At 30.0% G+C, this 21,823-nt stretch carries 12 protein-coding genes; 2 read left to right on the top strand and 10 right to left on the bottom strand.

The window, feature by feature from the left end; genetic code table 11:
- Positions 1–20: 20 nt before the first annotated feature.
- Together FQB35_RS03380 and FQB35_RS03375 are read right to left on the bottom strand one after the other, a co-directional pair.
- Positions 21–1,331 carry a TRAP transporter large permease gene (locus FQB35_RS03380; protein ID WP_148808646.1) on the bottom strand — a complete coding sequence of 437 codons (1,311 nt, stop codon included), beginning with the start codon at positions 1,329–1,331 and terminating at the stop codon, positions 21–23.
- A complete protein-coding gene (locus FQB35_RS03375) occupies positions 1,325–1,840 on the bottom strand; it encodes a TRAP transporter small permease (RefSeq protein WP_148808645.1) in 516 nt (171 codons plus the stop codon). Before FQB35_RS03375 ends, FQB35_RS03380 begins: the two co-directional genes overlap by 7 nt.
- Positions 1,841–2,368: 528 nt before the next feature.
- Here FQB35_RS03375 and FQB35_RS03370 point away from each other — a divergent pair.
- Positions 2,369–3,469, top strand: a complete 1,101-nt coding sequence (locus FQB35_RS03370; protein WP_148808644.1) for an NAD/NADP-dependent octopine/nopaline dehydrogenase family protein — start codon at positions 2,369–2,371, stop codon at positions 3,467–3,469.
- 76 nt (positions 3,470–3,545) lie between these two features.
- Here FQB35_RS03370 and FQB35_RS03365 read toward each other — a convergent pair whose 3' ends face one another.
- The 7 genes from FQB35_RS03365 to ftsE all read right to left on the bottom strand — a co-directional run bounded on the left by FQB35_RS03365 (position 3,546) and on the right by ftsE (position 18,296).
- On the bottom strand, positions 3,546–4,040 hold the full coding sequence (locus FQB35_RS03365) for a rubrerythrin family protein (RefSeq protein WP_148810746.1): 495 nt from the start codon (positions 4,038–4,040) through the stop codon (positions 3,546–3,548).
- A 268-nt stretch (positions 4,041–4,308) separates the two neighbouring features.
- The gene (locus tag FQB35_RS03360; protein WP_231701848.1) at positions 4,309–12,837 is read right to left on the bottom strand and encodes a GH36-type glycosyl hydrolase domain-containing protein; all 8,529 of its coding nucleotides are present in this window, start codon (positions 12,835–12,837) and stop codon (positions 4,309–4,311) included.
- Between the two features lie 47 nt (positions 12,838–12,884).
- Positions 12,885–13,730 carry a phosphohexomutase domain-containing protein gene (locus tag FQB35_RS16130; RefSeq protein ID WP_231701847.1) on the bottom strand — a complete coding sequence of 282 codons (846 nt, stop codon included), beginning with the start codon at positions 13,728–13,730 and terminating at the stop codon, positions 12,885–12,887.
- Between the two features lie 59 nt (positions 13,731–13,789).
- Positions 13,790–15,352, bottom strand: coding sequence for a sugar phosphate nucleotidyltransferase (locus FQB35_RS16125; protein ID WP_231701846.1), 1,563 nt, complete (start codon positions 15,350–15,352; stop codon positions 13,790–13,792).
- A 219-nt stretch (positions 15,353–15,571) separates the two neighbouring features.
- Positions 15,572–16,702, bottom strand: a complete 1,131-nt coding sequence (locus FQB35_RS03350; protein WP_148808642.1) for a murein hydrolase activator EnvC family protein — start codon at positions 16,700–16,702, stop codon at positions 15,572–15,574.
- A gap of 21 nt (positions 16,703–16,723) precedes the next feature.
- On the bottom strand, positions 16,724–17,626 hold the full coding sequence (gene ftsX, locus FQB35_RS03345) for a permease-like cell division protein FtsX (RefSeq protein ID WP_231701845.1): 903 nt from the start codon (positions 17,624–17,626) through the stop codon (positions 16,724–16,726).
- Positions 17,610–18,296: a cell division ATP-binding protein FtsE gene (ftsE, locus tag FQB35_RS03340; protein WP_148808641.1), complete on the bottom strand. Its 687-nt coding sequence runs from the start codon at positions 18,294–18,296 to the stop codon at positions 17,610–17,612. Before ftsE ends, ftsX begins: the two co-directional genes overlap by 17 nt.
- A gap of 378 nt (positions 18,297–18,674) precedes the next feature.
- Between ftsE and FQB35_RS03335 the strand changes: the two genes are divergently transcribed.
- The gene (locus tag FQB35_RS03335) at positions 18,675–19,244 is read left to right on the top strand and encodes a 5-formyltetrahydrofolate cyclo-ligase (protein ID WP_148808640.1); all 570 of its coding nucleotides are present in this window, start codon (positions 18,675–18,677) and stop codon (positions 19,242–19,244) included.
- Positions 19,245–19,383: 139 nt separating this feature from the next.
- Here FQB35_RS03335 and FQB35_RS03330 read toward each other — a convergent pair whose 3' ends face one another.
- Positions 19,384–21,780 carry a Lon protease family protein gene (locus tag FQB35_RS03330; RefSeq protein ID WP_148808639.1) on the bottom strand — a complete coding sequence of 799 codons (2,397 nt, stop codon included), beginning with the start codon at positions 21,778–21,780 and terminating at the stop codon, positions 19,384–19,386.
- Between the last annotated feature and the right edge of the window lie 43 nt (positions 21,781–21,823).

Genomic DNA, 21,823 nt, shown 5'->3' with positions numbered 1-21,823 from the left:
CCCCTAATCCTTTTTTATTTTTATGCTAGCCCAAATAATCTAGGCAAGAATAATGAAAGTGATGGCCAAAATGTTGTCAATATTACAATAGGAACATATCCTAATAAAAGGAATACCATTGTTGGCTTTAATATCTCACTAAACTCACATTTACCTATTCTCATACCTAAATATAAAATACTTGCATACGGAGGTGTAACACCACCCATTGCTAGGTTTACTCCCATTATTGCAGCAAAGTGTACTGGACTAATCCCTAATTCTGTAACTAATGGAAGTAATAAAGGAGCAACAAGAATCATACCTGTGATATCGTTTACAATCATTCCAACAAGGAATAGGAAAATATTAATAATTATTAATAAAATAACCTTATTTGTTGTAACATTAAATAATATTTCAATAAGGGCTTGTGGTACTCTTAAAAGTACATATGTCTGGCTTAACATAAGTGTAAATATAATCATTGTCATAATTGCACCGATAGAGACTGCTGATTCATTAACAATTGATACAAATTTTTCTTTCTTTAATTCCTTATAAACCCAAAATCCAATTGGTACAGATACTACCCCTGCAACAGCTGCTGCTTCTGTTGGTGTAAAAATCCCTCCATAAATACCACCTAGGATAATAACAGGAAGAGATAAAGCAGGTATAGCTCTAATGATTCTTTTCATATTTCTTTGTTTTAAATCTATTTCTGCTGTTGTTGCTATTTCTCCTAAAGAAACGTTAGGAAACTTATGTGCCCAAATTAAGTTAATTATTGAAAAGGTTATAACTATTAATACCCCAGGACCTACAGTTGATAGAAAGGCTGCTAAAATAGAAGTATCCGTAACCCATCCATAAAATATCATTATTACACTTGGGGGAATCAATAAACCAAGTACAGATGATACCGTAACAAGTGCTGTAGCATATCCTCTAGGATACCCTTGTTCTACCATTCTTGGAATCAAAATAGGACCAGTTGCAGCAACTCCTGTAAAACCACTTCCTGATATTGCTCCAATTATTGCACAAGTAACAACAGCAACAACGCCTATTCCACCTTTAATTTTTCCAACAAAAATATCTGCAAAATTTAGTAAGTGCTTAGCTATACCACAGCTTCCCATAATTGTTCCAGCAAGTATAAAAAGTGGACTTGCTACCAAAATAGGGCTTATCATCTGATTAAAACCCCAAAGCATCATACTTTTCATAGAAGCACCGCCAAATATAGCCATGAAAGCTAAAGCTCCTCCAAAACAATAAGGTAATGGAATGCTTAACATCAATAAAACTACAAGTAAAATAACATCAAGAGCAACAATGGTTAACATTTTACTCCTCCTTCCTTAATGCTTTTTGAAATGTTTAAAAGATTTTTTATCATATCGTATAGTTCAATTGCTGAATACATAGTCATTAATGTCAAACCAATAAATATTGAACTTTCTCCGAAAAACATAGGAATATAGAGAAGATCACTTACTTTCCACATTTTAAGAGAATAAGTAAAGAACCAATAAGCCCAGTAAGTTAACCAAATACTAATCATTAATGATATTGCTGTTTTAACTACTTTAAAAATAGCCATACTTTTTTCTTTTTTAATATATAGGGTTAATATTCCACATTCAATATGATTTCTTGCTCTTGATGCACTTGCCCCACCTAACATATAAAGCCAGATTATAGGGAAGAGCATTAGTTCTTCTATTCCCATAAGAGGAGCATGTAAGACATATCTTAGGATTACTTGAAAAGTAACTAGCAAAGGAATTAAAATAGTTAAAAACATAAGGATTTTTTCTTGAATTTTACCTAATATTTCAAAAAATTTGCCCATCTATCTTCCCCCTTTATTGTTTTGAACTTCTTTTTTCTCACTAGTGATTAATAGTCTGTTTATGCATAAACAATTTAGTACTGTTTAAAATTGGTGCTGTTGGGTTGTACTACATTTACTATACCATACTTCATCTTCTTTTGCACTAGTTTTTTTGTTATTTTCTGAATTTTTTTATTGTTATAAAATTAACATTTTTTGTTGTTTTATCCCTTTTCTTTTTTATATTTATACACTTTTTAATTATATATCATTTCTTTCTAACCTTGAAATTCTACAAAACCTAACTCCAATAAGTATTATTATAACATAATCTGAGCATATTTCTCATTTTTGGCAAACAACAATTATATTCATCATTTTTTTACATTTTATTGCATTTTTTTAAGTGGTACTATTTTATTTAATATTCTATTTTTTATAAAAATTTTAAAAATTATATTGATTTTTTATCAGATGCGTAGTAGTCTAGTTGTAGGACATTCATATATATATACAGTATGATATTTAAAAAGGGGGCTGAAAAGTATGAATGAAAACAAATTAACTTGGGCTATTATTGGTGGAGGAAATGGAGGTCAAGCAGCTGCTGGTCATTTAGGAGTTTTAGGATTTAAAGTTCGGTTATTTGATATCATCCCAGAAACTATTATGGCCATAAATAAACAAGGTGGTATCCATGTTGAAGGTGCTGTAAATGGATTTGGAAAAGTAGAACTAGCTACTATTGATATAAAGCAAGCTGTTTTAGGTGCTGATATTATTATGATCGTAGCTCCAGCATTAGCCCATAAAACAATTGCAAAAAATTTAGTTCCTCACCTTACAGATGGACAAATAATATTCATACATCCTGGTGCAACCTTTGGAGCATTAGAAGTTAGAAAAGTATTGGATGATGAAGGCTGTAAAGCAGATGTAGTAATTGCAGAAGCATTATCACTACTTTATGCTTGTAGAGCATCTAAACCTGGAACTGCATCTATTAAAGGTATTAAAAATGATCTTTTGGTTGCTGCAATTCCAGCTGCTAAAACAAATGAAGTCGTAAAAAAATTAAATCAAGCTTTTCCTCAAATGGTTTCAGGAAAAAATGTTTTAGAAACAAGTTTGAATAATCTTAATGCAGTAATGCATCCTGCCCCTTCATTACTAAATACTTCAATGATAGAATCAAAGCATGAATGGAAGTATTATTGGGATGGAATTACTAAATCAGTAGGTGCATTTGTTGAAAATTTGGATAAAGAAAGAATTGCATTAGGAAAAGCTTTAGGATTAGAATTGCCATCTGTTTTAGAACTGTATAAAGTTTTATATAATGCAGAAGGAGAAACTTTATCAGATGCCGTTAAGAGAAATGCTGCCTATGCAGAAATAATTGGTCAAAAAAGAATTGATACTAGATATATATTAGAAGATATCCCAATGGGATTAGTTCCTATGGTTTCATTAGCTAAAAAATTAGGTGTTCCTTGCGAGAGAATGGAAACTGTGTGTAAATTAGGCAGTTTTGTATTAAATAAAGATTTAATCAGCAACGGAAGAACATTAGAAAATTTAAATCTTCATGAAACTAATTTAGAAGAATTTTTAAAATATATAAATACAGGATCAAAAGCAAGTTAATTTTTGTTTATTTTCCTCCCAAAAGATTCCATCAAATAAAAACCTCCATAATAGATTTCTATTATGGAGGTTTTTATTAATACTTAATAAATTTTTCTCCAGGTACCCCACAAATAAAACATTTTTGTGGAACTGCTTTTTCAATATTTCCACATACTGGACATAAATAATAAAATACTTCCTCTTGACTATCTATATTTTCAAGTGCTTCTTTATAAAGCTTTGCATGAATTTCTTCTGCTTTTAAAGCATATGTAAAAGTTCTTATTGCTTCTTTATTTCCTTCTTCTTCAGCAATTTTTATAAATTCTGGATACATCTGCTTATATTCGTAAGTTTCTCCATTTACTGCATCTTCTAAATTTTCTTTTGTAGATTTTAATTTTCCAGCTACCTCAAAATGCTTATGGGCATGTAGCGTTTCTGCATCTGCAGCAGCTTTAAATAATTTCGCAACATTTTTGTTTCCTTCTTTTTCTGCTTTCTTTGCATAAGCTAAATATTTTCGATTTGCTTGTGATTCCCCCGCAAAAGCAGCCATTAAATTTTCTAATGTTTTGTTTGACATTATAATCTCCTCCACTTATGTTTTTTCTCTATAATTTCACACATTTATATATATACCATAATGTTATCTATTATAAACATTTTTTATAATAATTTTTCTATCTTTTCCACTAATCTCTTTTTCAAATTAATCTCTCTTTTTTTATTATGAATGAAAAATAAAAGCGAATAATTGCAAAGCTTTAGTAAAGAAAACTTTTTGTTTATGAGCGTTATTTTCCAATTCATTGATAAATATAACAAGGAAAGTACAATATCTAAAGATATTGCACTTATCCTAAAATCACTTCTACTTTATGCTTTTTCTGGTCATTAACTAATAAAATGTACTTTTCTTCTTTTCTTTCTCCATCTACCATTATATAAGCTACATTTCTATTAACACCATGAGGGTTTTTAACAATAATCTCATAATGAGTATCTTTATATCTATACTTTATAAAATACTCCTTCCATTCCTTTGGTATACATGGATCAATAATAAGTTTATCATCTCGTTTTCTTAATCCTAATATATAAGATAATCCTACTTTGTACATCCAACCAGCTGCACCAGTATACCAAGTCCATCCTCCTCTTCCTGTATGAGGATTTACTGCATAAACATCTGCTGCCATAACATAAGGTTCAACTTTATAAGTAGCACACTCTATATATGTTCGTGTATGGTTAATAGGATTTATCATATTATAAAGCTGCCAAGCCTTATCTCCTTGCCCCATCATAGCAAAGGCATTTATAACCCAAGTTGCTGCATGTGTATATTGCCCTCCATTTTCTCTTACTCCTGGCACATATCCTTTTATATACCCAGGATTTAGGTCACTATCATCAAAAGGTGGTGTAAATAAAAGAATCATACCTTCATTTTTCTTAACCAAATGACGTTTAACTGAATCCATTGCTGTTTTTATTCTGTCAGGCCTTCCACCTTTAGATATAACTGCCCATGATTGAGCAAGTGAATCAATCATACATTCAGTATTTTCAATTGACCCTAAAGGAGTGCCATCATCAAAGTATGCTCTTTTGTACCATTCACCATCCCAAGCATTTTCTTCTATTGAATTTGCAATTTCCTTTGCAATTTTTATATAATTTTCTGCACGCTCTTCTTCATTCATTTTTTTACAAATATCTGAAAATTTATTGAGAATATCATACAAAAACCATCCAAGCCAAATACTTTCTCCTTTTCCTTTGTTCCCTACTGTATTCATTCCATCATTCCAGTCTCCTGAACCCATAAGAGGAATGCCATGCTCCCCAAACTTTAAGCTTCTTTCGATTGCTCTTATACAATGCTCATAAACAGAAGCCTTTTCTTCTGATATCCTTGGTATTCCATATCTTTCATCTTCATCCTCAGCCAATGGAGCATCTTCTAGAAAATAAACTTCTTCATGCAATATGCTATCATCTCCTGTATAGATTACATATTCTGCTGTTACAAGAGGAAGCCATAAAAGGTCATCAGAAAATCTTGTACGTATTCCCTTATCTTTAGCTCCTGGATGCCACCAGTGCTGTACATCTCCTTCAACGAATTGATGCTTACAATGAAGCAGTATTTGTTTTCTAGTAACTTCTGGCATTACACTCATTGCATTCATAGCATCCTGAAGCTGATCTCTAAATCCATAAGCTCCTCCTGATTGATAAAAAGCTGATCGTGCCCAAAGCCTACAGGATATTGTCTGATAAAGAAGCCAATAATTGATGAGTAAATCCATTGATAAATCTGGCGTTTTCACTTGAATAGCTCCAAATATATCATGCCAATGCTCTTTTACTGCATAAAATTCATCTTTACAAGTCTTTATACTCTTATATTTTCCTATAATAAGCTCTGCTTCTTTTAAATTTTTTCCCTGCCCTAATAGGAATACCAATTCTTTTTCTTCATTTGGTTTTAGCTCTATAAATATTTGTATTGCTGCGCATGGATCTAATCCAGCACCTACAAATTTTGAAAGACTATCTCTTTTTAGAGCATTTGGACTGCTTAAATCACCTATTTGCCCAATGAATTCTCTTCTATCCCCTGTATAAGATGCAATATTTTCTGATGTTGTGATAAATGCAACTCTTCCTGGAAAATCTGTACTGTATCCATTTTTAATAAATAGTGTATTTTTCTCCATTTCAGTTATAATATATTGCTGAGTTATTTGATCACTAACGCCTAGTACAGGTCTAATAAAATAAGTAGCAGATATTTTTCTATTATTATTTGTATTATTTTTAAGTCTTATCAAGTTGATTTTTACAGATTCATCCTTTGGAACAAACATAGTAAGCTCTTGATCGATTCCATGACTATCATGTGAATATACAGAATACCCCATTCCATGGCTTATTATATAGCTTTCCTTCTCTCTAATAGGCAAAGGGGTTATAGACCAAAATTGCCCATTCTCTTCATCTCTTAAATAAACAATCTCTCCTGGTGGATCTGTTACAGGATCATTAGACCATGGAGTCAATTTGTTTTCACGGCTATTTTCAGCCCATGTAAACCCTGATCCACTCTCCGTTGCTAAAAATCCAAACTTTTTATTAGCAATAACATTAACCCATGGAGAAGGAGTATGCATATTCTCCTTAAGCTTTATAATGTATTCCTTTCCATCCTTGCTAAAACCACCATATCCATTAAAATAATCAACATCAATAGACACATCTTTGCTTGGATAAAAAGTCTTATTGTCTTTAAATACTTTTTCTTGTAAATAAAATAGTTTAGAATTGTTCATGCGAATCTGACTTTTTATAGATCCATTTTCTCCTTTTAATACTATTCGTGCAACTGTATATAAAAGAATTCTATCTTCTTCTTTCATAATATCAGCATTTCTTATATATATTCCTCCAGGCTTATTCATCATATCATGCCCACATTTTGAAAAAACAATTTCATGTAAAAGCTCTTTAAGAGGCTGTAAATAGCTGCTTTCATCTTCATTTAGTATAACTAAATCTACAGCTAAACCCTTCATTTTCCAGTATTCATGTGCTTTTAGTGCTTCACGAACAAGCTCTATCTCTTCTTTTTCCTTAATACTAACCAAAACAATAGGTAGATCTCCAGATATTCCGTAAGCCCAAAGCCCTGATTGACCTTTAATATTCTTTTTAAATATTTCTTCATATTTTCTTCTATTTGGACTTAAGAAAACAATCTGAGAAATCATATCCTGATATACTTCAATTTCATCTGGTTTTAAATTAAGATACGAAACTTCTACAAGACTTCTTGTATAAGCCAAATCAAATGCTCTAATAGTTGAAGCAATATCATTATACTTCCTTGCTAAGTCTATAGCTTCATCTTTATTTTTTGCTATTGCAGTAATATAAGATACTACTGCTGTATTTCCAGGCTCTATTTTTATCTTTCTTCTTAAACTCATAATAGGATCAAGCACAGGCCCTGTTGTATTTGTAAGAGAATTTGTAACTGCTAAAGCATCTCCTATACTTCTTCCTCTACCAATAAAGTTTGCTCTATTAGTTTCATACTCTAAATTTCCAATAGTTTCTCCATCTACTGCTATAGTATGACTCATCCATATTGTATCTTTTTCATCAAGCCTTGGTCTTCTTGATGCAATAATACTATCGTATGCAAGAACAGCTTCTGTCCTTATAAACAAGTTACTAAATGCTGGATGTGCTATATCTGCTGCTTGTGCTGCTAAAACTGTTTCAAAATAACTAGTTACTTCTATTACAACAGGCTTATCTGTATGATTAGTTAATGAAATTTTTCTTATTTCTGCATTGTCTTCAGATGATACTACAATCTCTGTATGAGTATCAATATTATCATCTGTTCTTATAAATTCTGCTTTATCAAGAGAAAATTTTACTTCATATCCATCAGGTTTAATATTAATTGGATCTATTGTTGCGGACCATATTTTATTTGTATTAATATTCTTTAAGAATATAAAGTTTCCATATTTTCTCGAAAGTGCATCCTCTCTCCATCTTGTAATTTGGATATTTTCCTTTTTACTATATCCGCTTCCTCCATCTGTAACCATTACAGAATACTTTCCATTTGAAAGCATATGACATCTAGGTATAGTACTTTCTAATTCATTATAACTTCTAACAACATGAATATCTTCTTTTTTCAACAATTCTAAAGGTTCAATAGGGTCTTTATATTCTTTTGTAATAATGACTCTCACAGGAACCTTTTCTTGTAGTAAAATTTCTGCTGATTTAATAATAGGATCAGAATGAAATCTATTTTGAATAATATTTTCATTCAAATAATTGTTTAAAGCAATTAACCCCATTCCCTGATGATGAGCCATAAAGCTTTTAATAATTCCTTTTTTACTTTCAAAAGGTATGCGTTCAGGTGTATAATCAATAGCTTCATAAAAGCCATAAAGCCCCTCTACGCCTTCACTTATAAGCCTTTTTATATTCTCTATTGCTCCTTTTGGATCAAATACAAGAGCCAAAAGGGTTGAGTAAGGAGATATAACCATATCATTTATAAGCCCTCTCTTAAGGCCTAGATCTGGTACACCAAAGGCTTTGTATTGATAATTTAAATTCATATCAAAAGCGTAATAACCTGATTCTGAAGTTCCCCAAGGAACATTTCTTTTTTGAGCATACCTTTTTTGAGCCTTTACAACAGTAGCATATGTTTCATCTAAAAGGGTATTTTCATAATTTTTCATAACTAATGGAGGCATTAAATATTCAAACATTGTTCCTGTCCATGAAACTAATCCTCTGTATCCATCTATAATAGATAGGGCTCTTCCTAGCTTTGCCCAATGTTTCTTAGGAACTTCCTTCCTAGCAATTGCTATATAACTTATAAGCCTTGCTTCTGAAGCCAATAAATCATAGTAAGAATCTGTAAGTTTTTCATCGTCTACATTATATCCTATTGAAAATAGATTTCTTTTTTTATCATATAGTTGGGTAAAATCTGCATTCTCAACTATATTATCTATTCTATTTATCAAATCATTTGTTTTTTTCAAAACTTCTTCTATGTTCTTATTAGCATTATAAATTTTATTTTTTAAATTCAATAAATTCTCTTGATTATTTTTCTTTAAAATTTTATCTATATCATTTAGTATCTCGTCATAAAGATTATTAAGCTCTATAAATGTTAAATCTCCTTTTATACTATATAGCTTTTCTTTTAATTTTTCATATCCTATATCTTTTATTTTTTCATCTATGAAAAATCTATCTGTTTCTTTTTTTAAGTCATATAGCATAGTATAAAATTTTTTATGCCAATATGATTCTTCTCTATATAAAGAAAGGGAATCTAATAAATTTCTCCACTCTTCTATATTAATGTTTTCCTCAGCTATATTACTAAAAACTTCTGTATAATATTTTTCATCAACAAGTTTGATCGTATCTTTTAACCCTAATAATAGGTTTTTATCAAGAATAGGCTTTTTCAAATATTCTAATAATCCTTGTTTTAATGTAATCATATATCCAATAAAATTTCCGCTATCAACAGTTGATACATAAAAAGGTCTTAATACTTCTAAAGTTCTTGTATCATACCAGTTATATAAATGTCCCTTCCATGTTTCTAGTTTTTCAATAGTAGATAATGTTTTATCTACTTTATCAATCATTTTTCCTGTTGAAATATATCCAAAATCTCTAGCGGATAAAATAGCCAGCAGCAAAAATCCAATATTAGTAGGAGAAGTTCTATGTGCTATTCCATTTGGTGGATCTTCTTGAAAATTATCAGCAGGTAGATAGTTTTCTTCTTCTCCTGCAAAATCTTCATAATAGCTCCAGGTTTTTCTTGCTAGTCTTCTTAAAATAGTTAAATCTTTATCATCTAAATTCCTTTCAGTTAAATCTTCTTGACTTACTTTATATGCAATTACAGGTGATATAACCCATAATAGTCCTATTGGAATTGCATAAGCCAAATTTATAGGTTTTTTAAATGCTACAAGTATTAAAAATAATACTCCCATAAATACTGCTACCTTCATTCTCTTTAAAAAGCTATATTGATCATTTTTTAATTTTTTTTCTACATCTGCTGCAGTAGTCCATTCAAGTAGATTCTTCTTTGAAATGTATACTCTATATAATGTTCTTACTATACCATCTGCCATAATATAAGCTTGATAAGGTAAGAATATAAACAAAAGTAACCCTTGATAAAAAACTCCTTTTAAACCGTATATTACCTTTGCATTTATTTTTTCTCCTGCAGTTTTATAATATCTATTTATCAAACAATTAAAACACTCCATAACAAATGGAAAGGCAATTGTGAAAATAGCAAATCCAACCCATATATAAGATTTCCCAGGAAAAACTGTCAATCCTAATAGCAAAAACATAAAAACACTTACAGGTATAAGACTTCTTCTTAAATTGTCTATAATTTTCCACTTTGATAATCTAGAAAGGGGATTTTTTACAATTTTCCCCATTCTGTTTTTTATTTTAGGAAAAAGCCATTTAATAAGCTGCCAATCTCCTCGAATCCATCTATGTAGACGCATCATATAAGAATTGTACTTAGACGGATATCCATCAATTAGTTCAATATCTGTAGTAAGACCTGTTCGAATATAGCTTCCTTCTAATAAATCATGACTAAGTATTGTATTATCTGGTATAGCATCTTTGAATACTTCATTAAACATTTGTAAATCGTAAATCCCTTTACCTGTAAAAATACCTTCTCCAAATAAATCTTGATAAACATCAGAAGAAGCAGTCGTATAAGGATCTATCCCTCCTTGGCCTGCAAAAACCCTTGTAAATAATGATTTGTTTGCACTTTCTACATCTATTCCTATTCTAGGCTGAATCAGTCCATAGCCTTCTTCAACAATTCCTTTTTCTTTATTTAATATAGCTTTATTTAAAGGATGTGATATTGTTCCAATAAGTTTTCTAGCTGTATCAATAGGCAAGTTCGTATCTGCATCAATAGTAATTATATATCTAACTTTTCCTACAAGCTTTGAAATATCCCCTGAAATGATTGAATATGATGTATCCTTAGAACCTGTTAAAAGTTTATTAAGCTCTACTAATGCTCCTCTTTTTCTTTCCCATCCCATCCATTTTTGCTGTTTTGAGCAAAACTGTCTGTGTCTATGAAAATAAAAGAATATTTCTTCTTCACCGGCATATTTATCATTCAATCTTTTTATCCCTTCTAATGCCTTTTTTATAATTTCTTCATCCTGTGGTTGAACCTCTTCTTTTGCGTCTTTAAAATCTCCTGCTATGGCAAAATACAAATTTTTATCTTTATTTCCTAAAAAATATACTTCCAACTTTTCTAATAGTTCTTCTACCGTTTTTTCATTTGGCACTAATGTAGGAATAACTACCATAGTTTTAGAATCTTCTGTAATTCCATCTTTATAAGCTAGCTTTGGTAAAAAAGCAGGTGAGAATCTATGCGTATATATCCAATTAATAATTATTACAGCTACATCACTAGCTGGTATAGAAGCTATTATTCCTACAAGTAAACTTAGAGCTATACTATTTGAATTTTTATAAGCATAATTTGTTAGTAATAAAACAATACTTCCTGTAAGTAGAATAATCGGTACTAAATATACCCAAGTAGGATAATCATTAAGATAACATTTTAGAGCTTTGCATCCTAATTCTTTTAGTAATTTTTTTCTACCTTTATCCACAATATAATACCCTACATGTTTTACTTTTTCTAAATCATCATCTTTAGCCTCTTTTGCATATTCTATTACCTTTCTCGCTACCTGCGTTTCAGGAACACTACATTTTTGAGAAATTTTCTCAATTTGGTGCCTATAATAATCTCTTGATTCAAAATCCATTTTTGAATAAATATTAGCAGGATCTTCCCTTAATATTTCATCAACAACTGATAAAGACTCAAATATATCGTTCCAATCTAATTTTGAAACAATATTTAAACTAATAATAGCATTTCCTATTGAATTTTTTCTTGCCGCTTGTTCTTTATGCTCAAAATCTATAACTTTATCAATAGATGTATCAAATTCTATTAGTGTTTTTTCTATAAAATCGATCGCCTGTCCAGATTCTAAGCCATCTTTTCTTATCTTTTTTAAAAGATGTTCAATATAAGAATAATTAATCTCATCAATATTGCTTAAATTCCTTTTGATATTGTCCAATAGATTTTCTGGGTGCTTTAAATCTATACTTTCAACCTTTTTCCACTCATTTTGATTCTCATATATTTTCTCACTTATATTTCGTATTTTCTCAATAAGAGCAAGTCGAATCATAAGAGCAAGTGACCAAATTTCACTAATTGAAAGGATTCTATTATATTGATAAGCTTTTATAAAATTTACTAATAACTCTTCATCTACTCTCCCATCAGTATGTGAAACCAACTCAAGAGCTATGGCATATGCTCTAGGATAGCCCTTTAAAAAGCCATTATTTAATATATAAAGCTTTAAAAATTTATCTTTATTGAAGTTTTGTCTTATAACCTTTACTTGTTCTTCTATTTTATAAAAATTATCTAAAAGCCATTCAGAAGCAGGAGATAACTCATTTCCTTTTTTCATTTCTTCATTTAAATACTTATAAATAGAAGCAATGATTTTAAAATTGTTATTTAATCTTACCAAAAGAGATCGAATCTTTGCAGGCTTTTTATATACACTATGCATTTTTGCGATTTCTTTCCCATGATTATTTAACTCTTCATGATTTAATAAAACATCTTTTATTTCTATTTTTTCATATTTATTTATTCCATAATATTTTTCGAGGAACATAATACCTTTCATCCCTCCATCTGTATTTTATTTAATAAAGGGCAAATTTACTGCCCTTTATTATTTTTTAATATAGCTTCTACTTTTTGACTGAATTGCGTTGAAAGCTCCTGTGCGTATTCTTGTGAAAATCCTTCTGTATAAACATTAAACACAGGTCTTTCACTGTCTGGAAGTATTAAAGCCCATCCTTTATCATCAAGAATCTTTACTCCTTCAAACAACTCCATTTTTCTATCTCTATGATTGACAATAATCTCTTTAATTACTCTTCCTTTTTCTTTCCAGTCACATTCAATTTCCTTTTTTACAAGGTGAAAATTTGGAATTTCATCTACTAAACTGCTCAAATTTAAATCTTTCCCCATCATAAAATCAATAATTTTCCCTGCTGCCCAAACTCCATCATAATTAAGAATATATTGCAAATACATATCATCATGCTCACCATCTAACATTTCATTCATAATAGCTGCTTGATTCGTTTTTGTTCTTACTACATAAGCCTTATAAGCTTGAGCTATCTGATCAATAATTCTAGGTGCTGTATAAGGTGCAACAATTTTTTGATTTGCACCTGCCTTTAGTGAGATAAGTGCTGCAAGCACCATATACATATCTTGGTCAATAATTCTACCCTTTTCATCAATTAAAATAAGTTTTTCCCCATTACTGCTTATAACCATTCCTATATGTCCTTTATTCTTTTTTACTTGTTTAGATACATAATCTATATGTGCATCTATATTCTCATGCTTATCAAAAACATATTCGCACTGTACTTGACATCCCATATATCCTAAAAACTCTGAAGATAAATCCAAAACATTTTTAGATCTAGCGCTTAAAATTATTTTTGGGCTATTTCTTCTAATTTTTGATAAATTTTTCATTGTCTTAACACCATTTTGAATATATAATGATGAAAAATTATCCACTTCTACAATGCTTTTTACCCTTTCTGCACTACATCTTTTGGAAAATCATCCCTATTTAATAAATTCTCTATCTTTCTTTCTGTATTTCTATCTATATTTGCACCATTTTTATCTACAAATTCAATATGAGCCTGATTCTTTTTAAATGGATCTATTCCAATGTGAATACCACCATTTGCATTATAATGCCTTACTGCAAATCGATTCATTGACATTGTAGCACCTTTTATATGAATAACACTGGCACCTGTTGAAAGAATACCAGATATAAAAGAATTTTTTATAAGATCACAAGCATTAGATTTATCACTGCTAACCACAAGGGTAGCTTCATCTTTAAAACTAGATGCATAAGCTGAACCTAAACGTGAAGCAAATTCTGGAGTAATATCAATATTTATATCTCCTGATATATCCTTATATCCAAATATAGTTTTTGACCGCTTTGTTCCCCATACAAGATTTTCATTTACAATCATTTCTTCGCCAATCCTTTTTTCTGGCCAAATTTTTATATTTGGTTTTACAACTACCCCATCCGATAAAATACTTCCGCTTCCTATGGCTGTATGCTCATATATATTTACCTTGTTTTTAATATGAGTATTACTGCATATTGTCGTTCCGCTCAAATGAGTATCTTTACCAATTCTTATATTTTTCCACAATATGCTTCTCTTTAAAACAGATTTTCCTCCTATTTCACAATTTTCTCCAATAATAGTATAAGGAGCTATATTAACAGAATTATTAATAATACAATTCTTTCCTATATAAACAGGGGCTTTTAAATTGACATTTTCTCCTAATTTTGTTCCTTCATCTACCCATATTCCTTCTTTTATCTGATTACAATTTACTAAAAAGTCTACTTTCCCATCTAATAAATCAAATTGAGTCTTCATATAAGAATCTAAATCTCCAATATCGTTCCAATAATCATTTGTAATATAACCATACATAGGAATTTCATCCTTTAATAGTCTTGGGAAAAGGTCTTTGCTAAAATCAAAATTTTCTCCTTTTTTATAGTAATCTAAAACTTCTGGTTCAAGTATGTAGATTCCTGTATTTACCGTATCACTAAATACTTCTCCCCAACTAGGCTTTTCTAAGAATCTAATGATTTTTCCATCATCATCTGTAATAATAACACCATACTCTAAAGGAACAGCTTCTTTTTTTAGTACGAGAGTTGCTTTTGATTTTTTCTTTCTATGATAATCAATAGCCTTTTGAAGATTTAAATCTGTCAAGGCATCTCCACTTATTACTATAAAAGTATCATTTAAAAAACTATCTGCATTTTTTACACTTCCCCCTGTTCCTAACGGTACATCTTCAATAAAATAATTTAGATTGACTCCCCATTCTCGTCCATCTTCAAAATAATCAGTTATTACTGAAGGTAGATAAGCCATTGTAACCGCTATATCTTTTATACCATATCTTTTCAATAGTTCAATTGAATATTCCATTACAGGTTTATTGAGAATTGGAACCATAGGTTTTGGAATATCACAGGTAAGAGGTCTTAATCTCGTTCCTGTTCCACCTGCCATAATTACTGCTTTCATAGAACCACTCCTTTTCTCAAAACATTTTATATTTATAAAGATTTTTAACCACAGTATTCACGTATCTTTATATTTCTTTTTTTAATATTGATATTTACATATATTTCATAAATCCCTAAGACATGTTAATTATTATATTCAATAGCACTAATAAATATTCGCAAAAAAAAGAAATCCTTGTTTAGGATTTCCTTTTTATTAAAAACTTATTCAATTTTCCTATTTTACCCAAGGAATTGGGTCTGTATATTTTCCATTTTTTCTTACCTCAAAGTGTAGATGGGGCCCAGTAGACATACCTGTGCTACCTGCTCTTGAAATTGCCTGTCCTTTTTTAACTCTTTGTCCTTCCTTAACAAGTAATTTTGAATTATGAGCATATAATGTTACAATACCACCACCATGGTCAATCATTACTACTTTTCCATATCCTCCTAGCCAGTTTGCATGAATAACCTTTCCATCTCCTGCTGCTACAATCTTTCCTCCTTTTGGAACAGCAATATCAATTCCTGTATGTAATTTCTTCCTTTTAAGAATCGGATGTATTCTATATCCATATGGCGAGGTAATTCGTTTATATCCTGGAGCTGGCCAAGCAAGTTTTCCTCCTGTATACTTCCCACTTGATTGTTTTCTTCTAATTTGTTCTGCGATCTTTTCTGCATATGCATTTAGTTCATCTATCTGTGCTTCAAGCTGCTTGCTATCTTTTTGTAATTGTTGCTTGATTCTATTCATCTCACCCCTGCTTATCTCTAATTCCTTTTGCTTGACTTCCATATTTTTGATCATTGCAAGCATTCTGCTTTTATGACTTTCTAATGTCTTTTTCTTTGTATCAATTTCTTCTCTTTTATCTTTCATATAAGCTAATAGCTCCATATCCTGTTGGAAAATTTTTTTTATCATATCTAAATTAGATAAAAAATCTAAAATGCTCTCCGAATCTAATAAAACCTCTGCATACCCAACATTTCCATTCTTATACATAACCCTTAATCTTGCGTTTAATATACCATTTTTTTCATCAATGTTTCTCTCTGCTTTTTCTAATTCTTTTTTTGTTGTATCAATCTTTTTTTTCGTGATAGCAATTTCGTTATTGATTTGTGTTATTTCTCTTTCTGCTTTGTCAATTTTTCTGTCTAATTCTTTTATTTTAGCAGAAACATTCTTCTGTTCCTTTTTGTTTTTATTTAATTTATTCTTAACATTTTTTATCTGATTATTGACTTGGTTAAGCTTTTTCTTCTCACTACTCACATCTTGTGCAAAAGTAATTTGAGTAACAAATAAAGCTACTATAAGCATAAAAACAAGGTTAAATCTTTTGTAAGATTTTTCCATCCCTTTGTCCCCCCAAACCGTTTATACCTTTAGAAACTTTCTCATAGAAAATATGCTTCCTAAAGCACCTATCCCTGTACCTAATACAATAAAAATAACAGATAAGTTTTCAATAATTACAGGTGCTGGAATAATATAGGCTGAAATCATAACATACAATTTTTGTGTAACTAAATTAAAAACATGTTGATAACCAAATCCAGTGATTAAAAGTGCAATTATTGATCCAAATAGACCAAGTACCATTCCCTCTACTAAAAAAGGCCATCGAATAAACCAATTAGTTGCTCCTACATATTTCATGATATTAATTTCTCTTTTTCTTGCAATTACTGTAAGTTTAATAGTATTACCAACTACAAACATAGAAATGAGTATCAAAATCCCAATAATGGTTATTCCTGCTATATGAATAAAATTTGTAATCTTAAGGAGTTTTTCAATAATATTGTTATAATATTTAATCTCTTCAATTCCAGAAAGACCTTTTATATGGCTAATAACATCATCTGCATAAGCAATATCTTTAAGTTTTATTACATATGAATTAGGAAGTGGATTTTTTTCTAATCCTTCTAAAAGATATCCATTTTCCCCCCACTTTTCCTTCATATTTTCCAAAGCTTCTTCCTTTGATAAGAAGTATACTTTCTCAACTCCATCTACTTTCTTAATTAGTTGCCCCATAGTATTTATTTGATCATTCTTTAATTCATCATTTAAATACAATTGTATAGAATCAAACTGTTCCTTTGCCATATCAGCAACATTACTTATATTTAGCACAATCATAAATACGATTCCTAAAATGATTAATACAGAAGCAATAGAAGCAACTGATGCCACCCCCATAATTCGATTTCTCCAAAGTCCTTTAAATCCTTCCTTTATTATATAGGTAAATGTTCTAGTCCTCATAGCCATACACACCCTTCTTATCGTCTCGAACAATTCTTCCTCCTTCTATTGCAATAACTCTCTGCTGCATCAAATCTACTATTTCTTTAGCATGTGTAGCCATAACAATAGTCGTACCTCTTCTGTTAATTTGCTTCATAAGCTTCATAATCTCCCATGCTGTATCTGGATCTAAATTTCCAGTAGGCTCATCAGCAATTAAAACAGCTGGATTATTTACAATAGCTCTTGCAATAGATACCCTCTGCTGTTCTCCCCCAGAAAGCTGATTAGGATACATCTTCGCTTTATTACTTAACCCAACCATAGCCAAAATAGTCGGCACTTGTCTTCTTATTTCCTTTGGACTTGCTTCAATAATCTCCATAGCAAAAGCTACATTCTCATAAACTGTTTTATTTGGAAGAAGTCTAAAATCTTGAAAAACAACCCCCATTTTTCTTCTTAAATATGGAATTTTTCTTAAGCTCAATTTAGTAATATCTATTCCATCTATAATTATTTTCCCTTTTGTTGGCTCTATCTCTTTTAACAATAATTTAATAAAAGTAGATTTTCCAGCCCCACTAGGCCCTACAATAAAAGCAAAATCTCCCTTGTCTATTTTAATATTTATATTCGAAAGTGCTATTGCACCCTTTGCATACTGTTTTGTTACATTAATAAAATTTATCAATTATATCAACTCCTAGCATTTGTATAGTTCTACATTTTTACCTAATTTCCTCTATAATTTTATCATGAATTTCTAGTAATTTTATCTTATTTCTTCAAAAAATCCCATAATTATATTAAAAATGAATTGAAAAATAACGCTCATACATCAAAAATTTTTATAAAGGATATATTATTTTAAAATAGAATAATAAAAAGATAAGTAAATGAAAAAATACGTTAAAAACCTTCAATGTTTGAACAAAGGTGAGTTCTGAAGGTTTAGTATTTTTTCATGAAATTTGAAGTTTAGTTTTTTCAAAAATTATCTGGAATGAACGTTCTTTTTATATTTTATTTTTAAGTTGATTATCTATAATCCTTTTGAGGAGTTGATAAGATGAAAAAAATAATTCGAGAAGAAATACTCAAAAAAAGAAAAGCACTCTCTAGTAATGAAATCACTAGAAAAAGCGATAAAATATTTCACAAGTTAAAAACATTTCCATCATACCAAAATGCAGAAAATGTCATGGTTTACTTAGACTTTAGAAATGAAGTAAAAACTAATAAAATAATTGATGATTTGCTTGAAGAAAACAAAAATGTACTAATTCCTATTAGTATTCCAAAAACAAGAGAAATGATTCTATCTCAATTATTAGACCCAAAAAAAGAACTTGTTAAGGGAACTTATGGAATCTTAGAACCAAAGAAAGAATACATAAGAAAAGTAAATCCTGAAATAGTTGACTTAATAATTGTACCCGGCGTTGCTTTTGATCCTAGGGGGTATAGGATAGGATATGGAGGAGGATATTACGACCGATTCTTGGATAAAATTTCAAAAAATGTTTTATCCATTGCCCTTGCATTTGATCTACAAATAATAGATAACATTCCTAATGATTCTTTTGACAAACCAGTTGATTATATTATTACAGAAACAAAAATATTTTCATGCAAATAAGGAATATGTTATTTTATCTAAAAAATTTTTAGGTTGTATTTCTATTGTTTTAATGTTAATTTTAATCCTAATCCATAACAATATCAATCAAAATGAAAAGCAATAGAGCAAGTAACTCTATTACTTTTCATTTTAGAAATTATTTACTGTCTTTTTCCTCATCCTTTGCAAACTCTTCTAGCTTTTTACTTACAAGATAAAATACACTTCCCTTTGTATAATCTCCATCTTCATTTTTTGTGCCTGCTTCTTTTCCAGTCAAAATTTCAATTCCTTCTTCAATTGTTTTAATGGCATATATATGGAACATTCCATTTTCTACAGCTTTTATAACTTCATCACTTAGCATTAAATTTTTTACATTTTGATGAGGAATCATTACCCCTTGTTTTCCTGTAATTCCTTTTAATTTACATACCTTAAAAAATCCTTCTATTTTTTCATTCACGCCTCCTATAGGCTGAATCTCTCCTCTTTGGTTAACAGAACCTGTTACAGCAATATATTGCTTTATAGGTACTCCTGAAAGGCTTGAAAGAAGTGCATATAACTCTGTACTTGATGCACTATCTCCATCAACTCCTGAATATAATTGTTCAAACACAATACTTGCTGATAATGATAAAGGTTTTTTTTGTGCAAATTTTTCTCCTATATATCCATTTAAAATTAATACCCCTTTATCATGAATGCTTCCACTTTTTTTCACTTCTCTTTCTATATTAATTATTCCAGCTTTTCCTCTGTAGGTAGCAACTGTAATTTTACTTGGCTTTCCAAAAGAATATTCTCCTGTACCTGTAACAGCAAGTCCATTGATTTCTCCAACCTTTTCTCCATCTACATCTAATAATAGAGTACCCTCATCAAACATCTCTAATATTTTTTCTTCATATTTGTTATTTCTATATACCTTTTGAAGAATAGCTTTTTCAACATGCTCTAGCTTCACAACATCTTCATCCATCATTTCTGCGAAGCGATCTGCTTCATATAAAATTTCTACTACTTGATTAAATCTAGAGCTTAGCTTAGTTTGATTATCTGCAAGTCTTGAGCTATATTCAATAATTCTTCCTACAGCACTTTTTTCAAAATGCTTCAAGCCTTCTTTTTCACAATGAGCAGCAATAAATCTAGCCATTTTATAAACATTTTCTTCATTTCTATCCATTTCAATATCAAAATCTGCCATAATTTTAAATAGCTTTTTAAAATCTTCATCATAATTATAAAGAAGAGAATAGGTATATGGATCTCCAATAATAATAACTTTTATATCTAGTGGAATTGGCTGAGGCTTTAGAGTAGATGTTACAACATAACCAACCTGTTTATCTAAGCCTTCAATTACTATTTGATTTATTTTTAATGTACGCTTTAGGGCATTCCATGCAAAAGGATTTGTAAGTAGATCCTTTGCTTGTAGGATTAAATATCCTCCATTAGCTTGATGAAGGGCTCCTGGTTTTATTTGTGTAAAGTCTGTTTTCATAACACCTAATTCATTTTTATATTCTACTCTACCAATTAAATTATAATAACTTGGATTTGTTTCATTAATAATAGGTGCACCTTTTTTATCACTATTATCAATAAATAAATTCACTTTATACCTATCAAAGAAAGCTTCTGAAGACCGCATCTGAAGCATTGCAAAAGGGTTACTCATTTCTTGGTTCTTATCTGTTTTAAACTTACTTATATGCTCTATAATATCTCCTTTTAACGAATCCAAATACTTTATGACACATTCATTATTTGTAAATTTCTTTTGTAATCCATTAATATTAAAATTAACTATATCAAGAACCATTTTTTCATCTAATTTCTTTAAATTTTCTCTATATTCCTCCTCTAAGCTTCTAAGCTTATTAAAAATTTCAATGGTTTCTAAACTCAATTTAGCAGAATTTTTTCTTAATTCTTCTATTTCATCAGGACCAAGACTTCTGTATTCCTCTTCACTCATAGGATGTCCTTCTTTTAATGGAATACTGATTAATCCCCGATCCGTTTGATCAAATATAAAACCATATTCTTTTGCTATTTCATTTAAATGATTAATTGTTTCTTGAGTATAATTTTGAAATTGCTGAATTAAAACACTCTTTTGATTCTCATATTCTTTACTAGTAAAAACTTTTGGAATTTCTTTTTTAAACAACTCAATCATATTTTCTATTTCTTTTTTTAAGACTTTTCCCATACCACTCTTTACATTTAGTGCAATTGGACTATCAGGATTTTTGAAATTGTGAACATAAAGCCAATCGTCTGGGGTTTCCTTTGTTTCAGCTTTTTTCTCTGTAATAGATTGTGTATAGCTATTTCTTCCCGTACCACTTTGACCAGATACAAATATATTATATCCCTTTTTCTTAATATCTAAGCCAAATTCTAATGCCTCTGCCGCCCTCTTTTGTCCAATAATTCCTTGTAGAGGGTATAAATCTAGAGTCGTCTCAAAATCAAAGCAACTTATATCACATTTATTTTTTAATTTTTCTACTGGTACTTTATAATTTTCCAACATCTATCATACCTCCTCATCTTAGTTTTAATTTTTATATACCCTC

This window comes from Crassaminicella thermophila (genome assembly GCF_008152325.1).
Taxonomy (GTDB): Bacteria; Bacillota; Clostridia; order Peptostreptococcales; family Thermotaleaceae; genus Crassaminicella_A; species Crassaminicella_A thermophila.
This window is presented reverse-complemented; position numbering and strand designations above follow the sequence as displayed.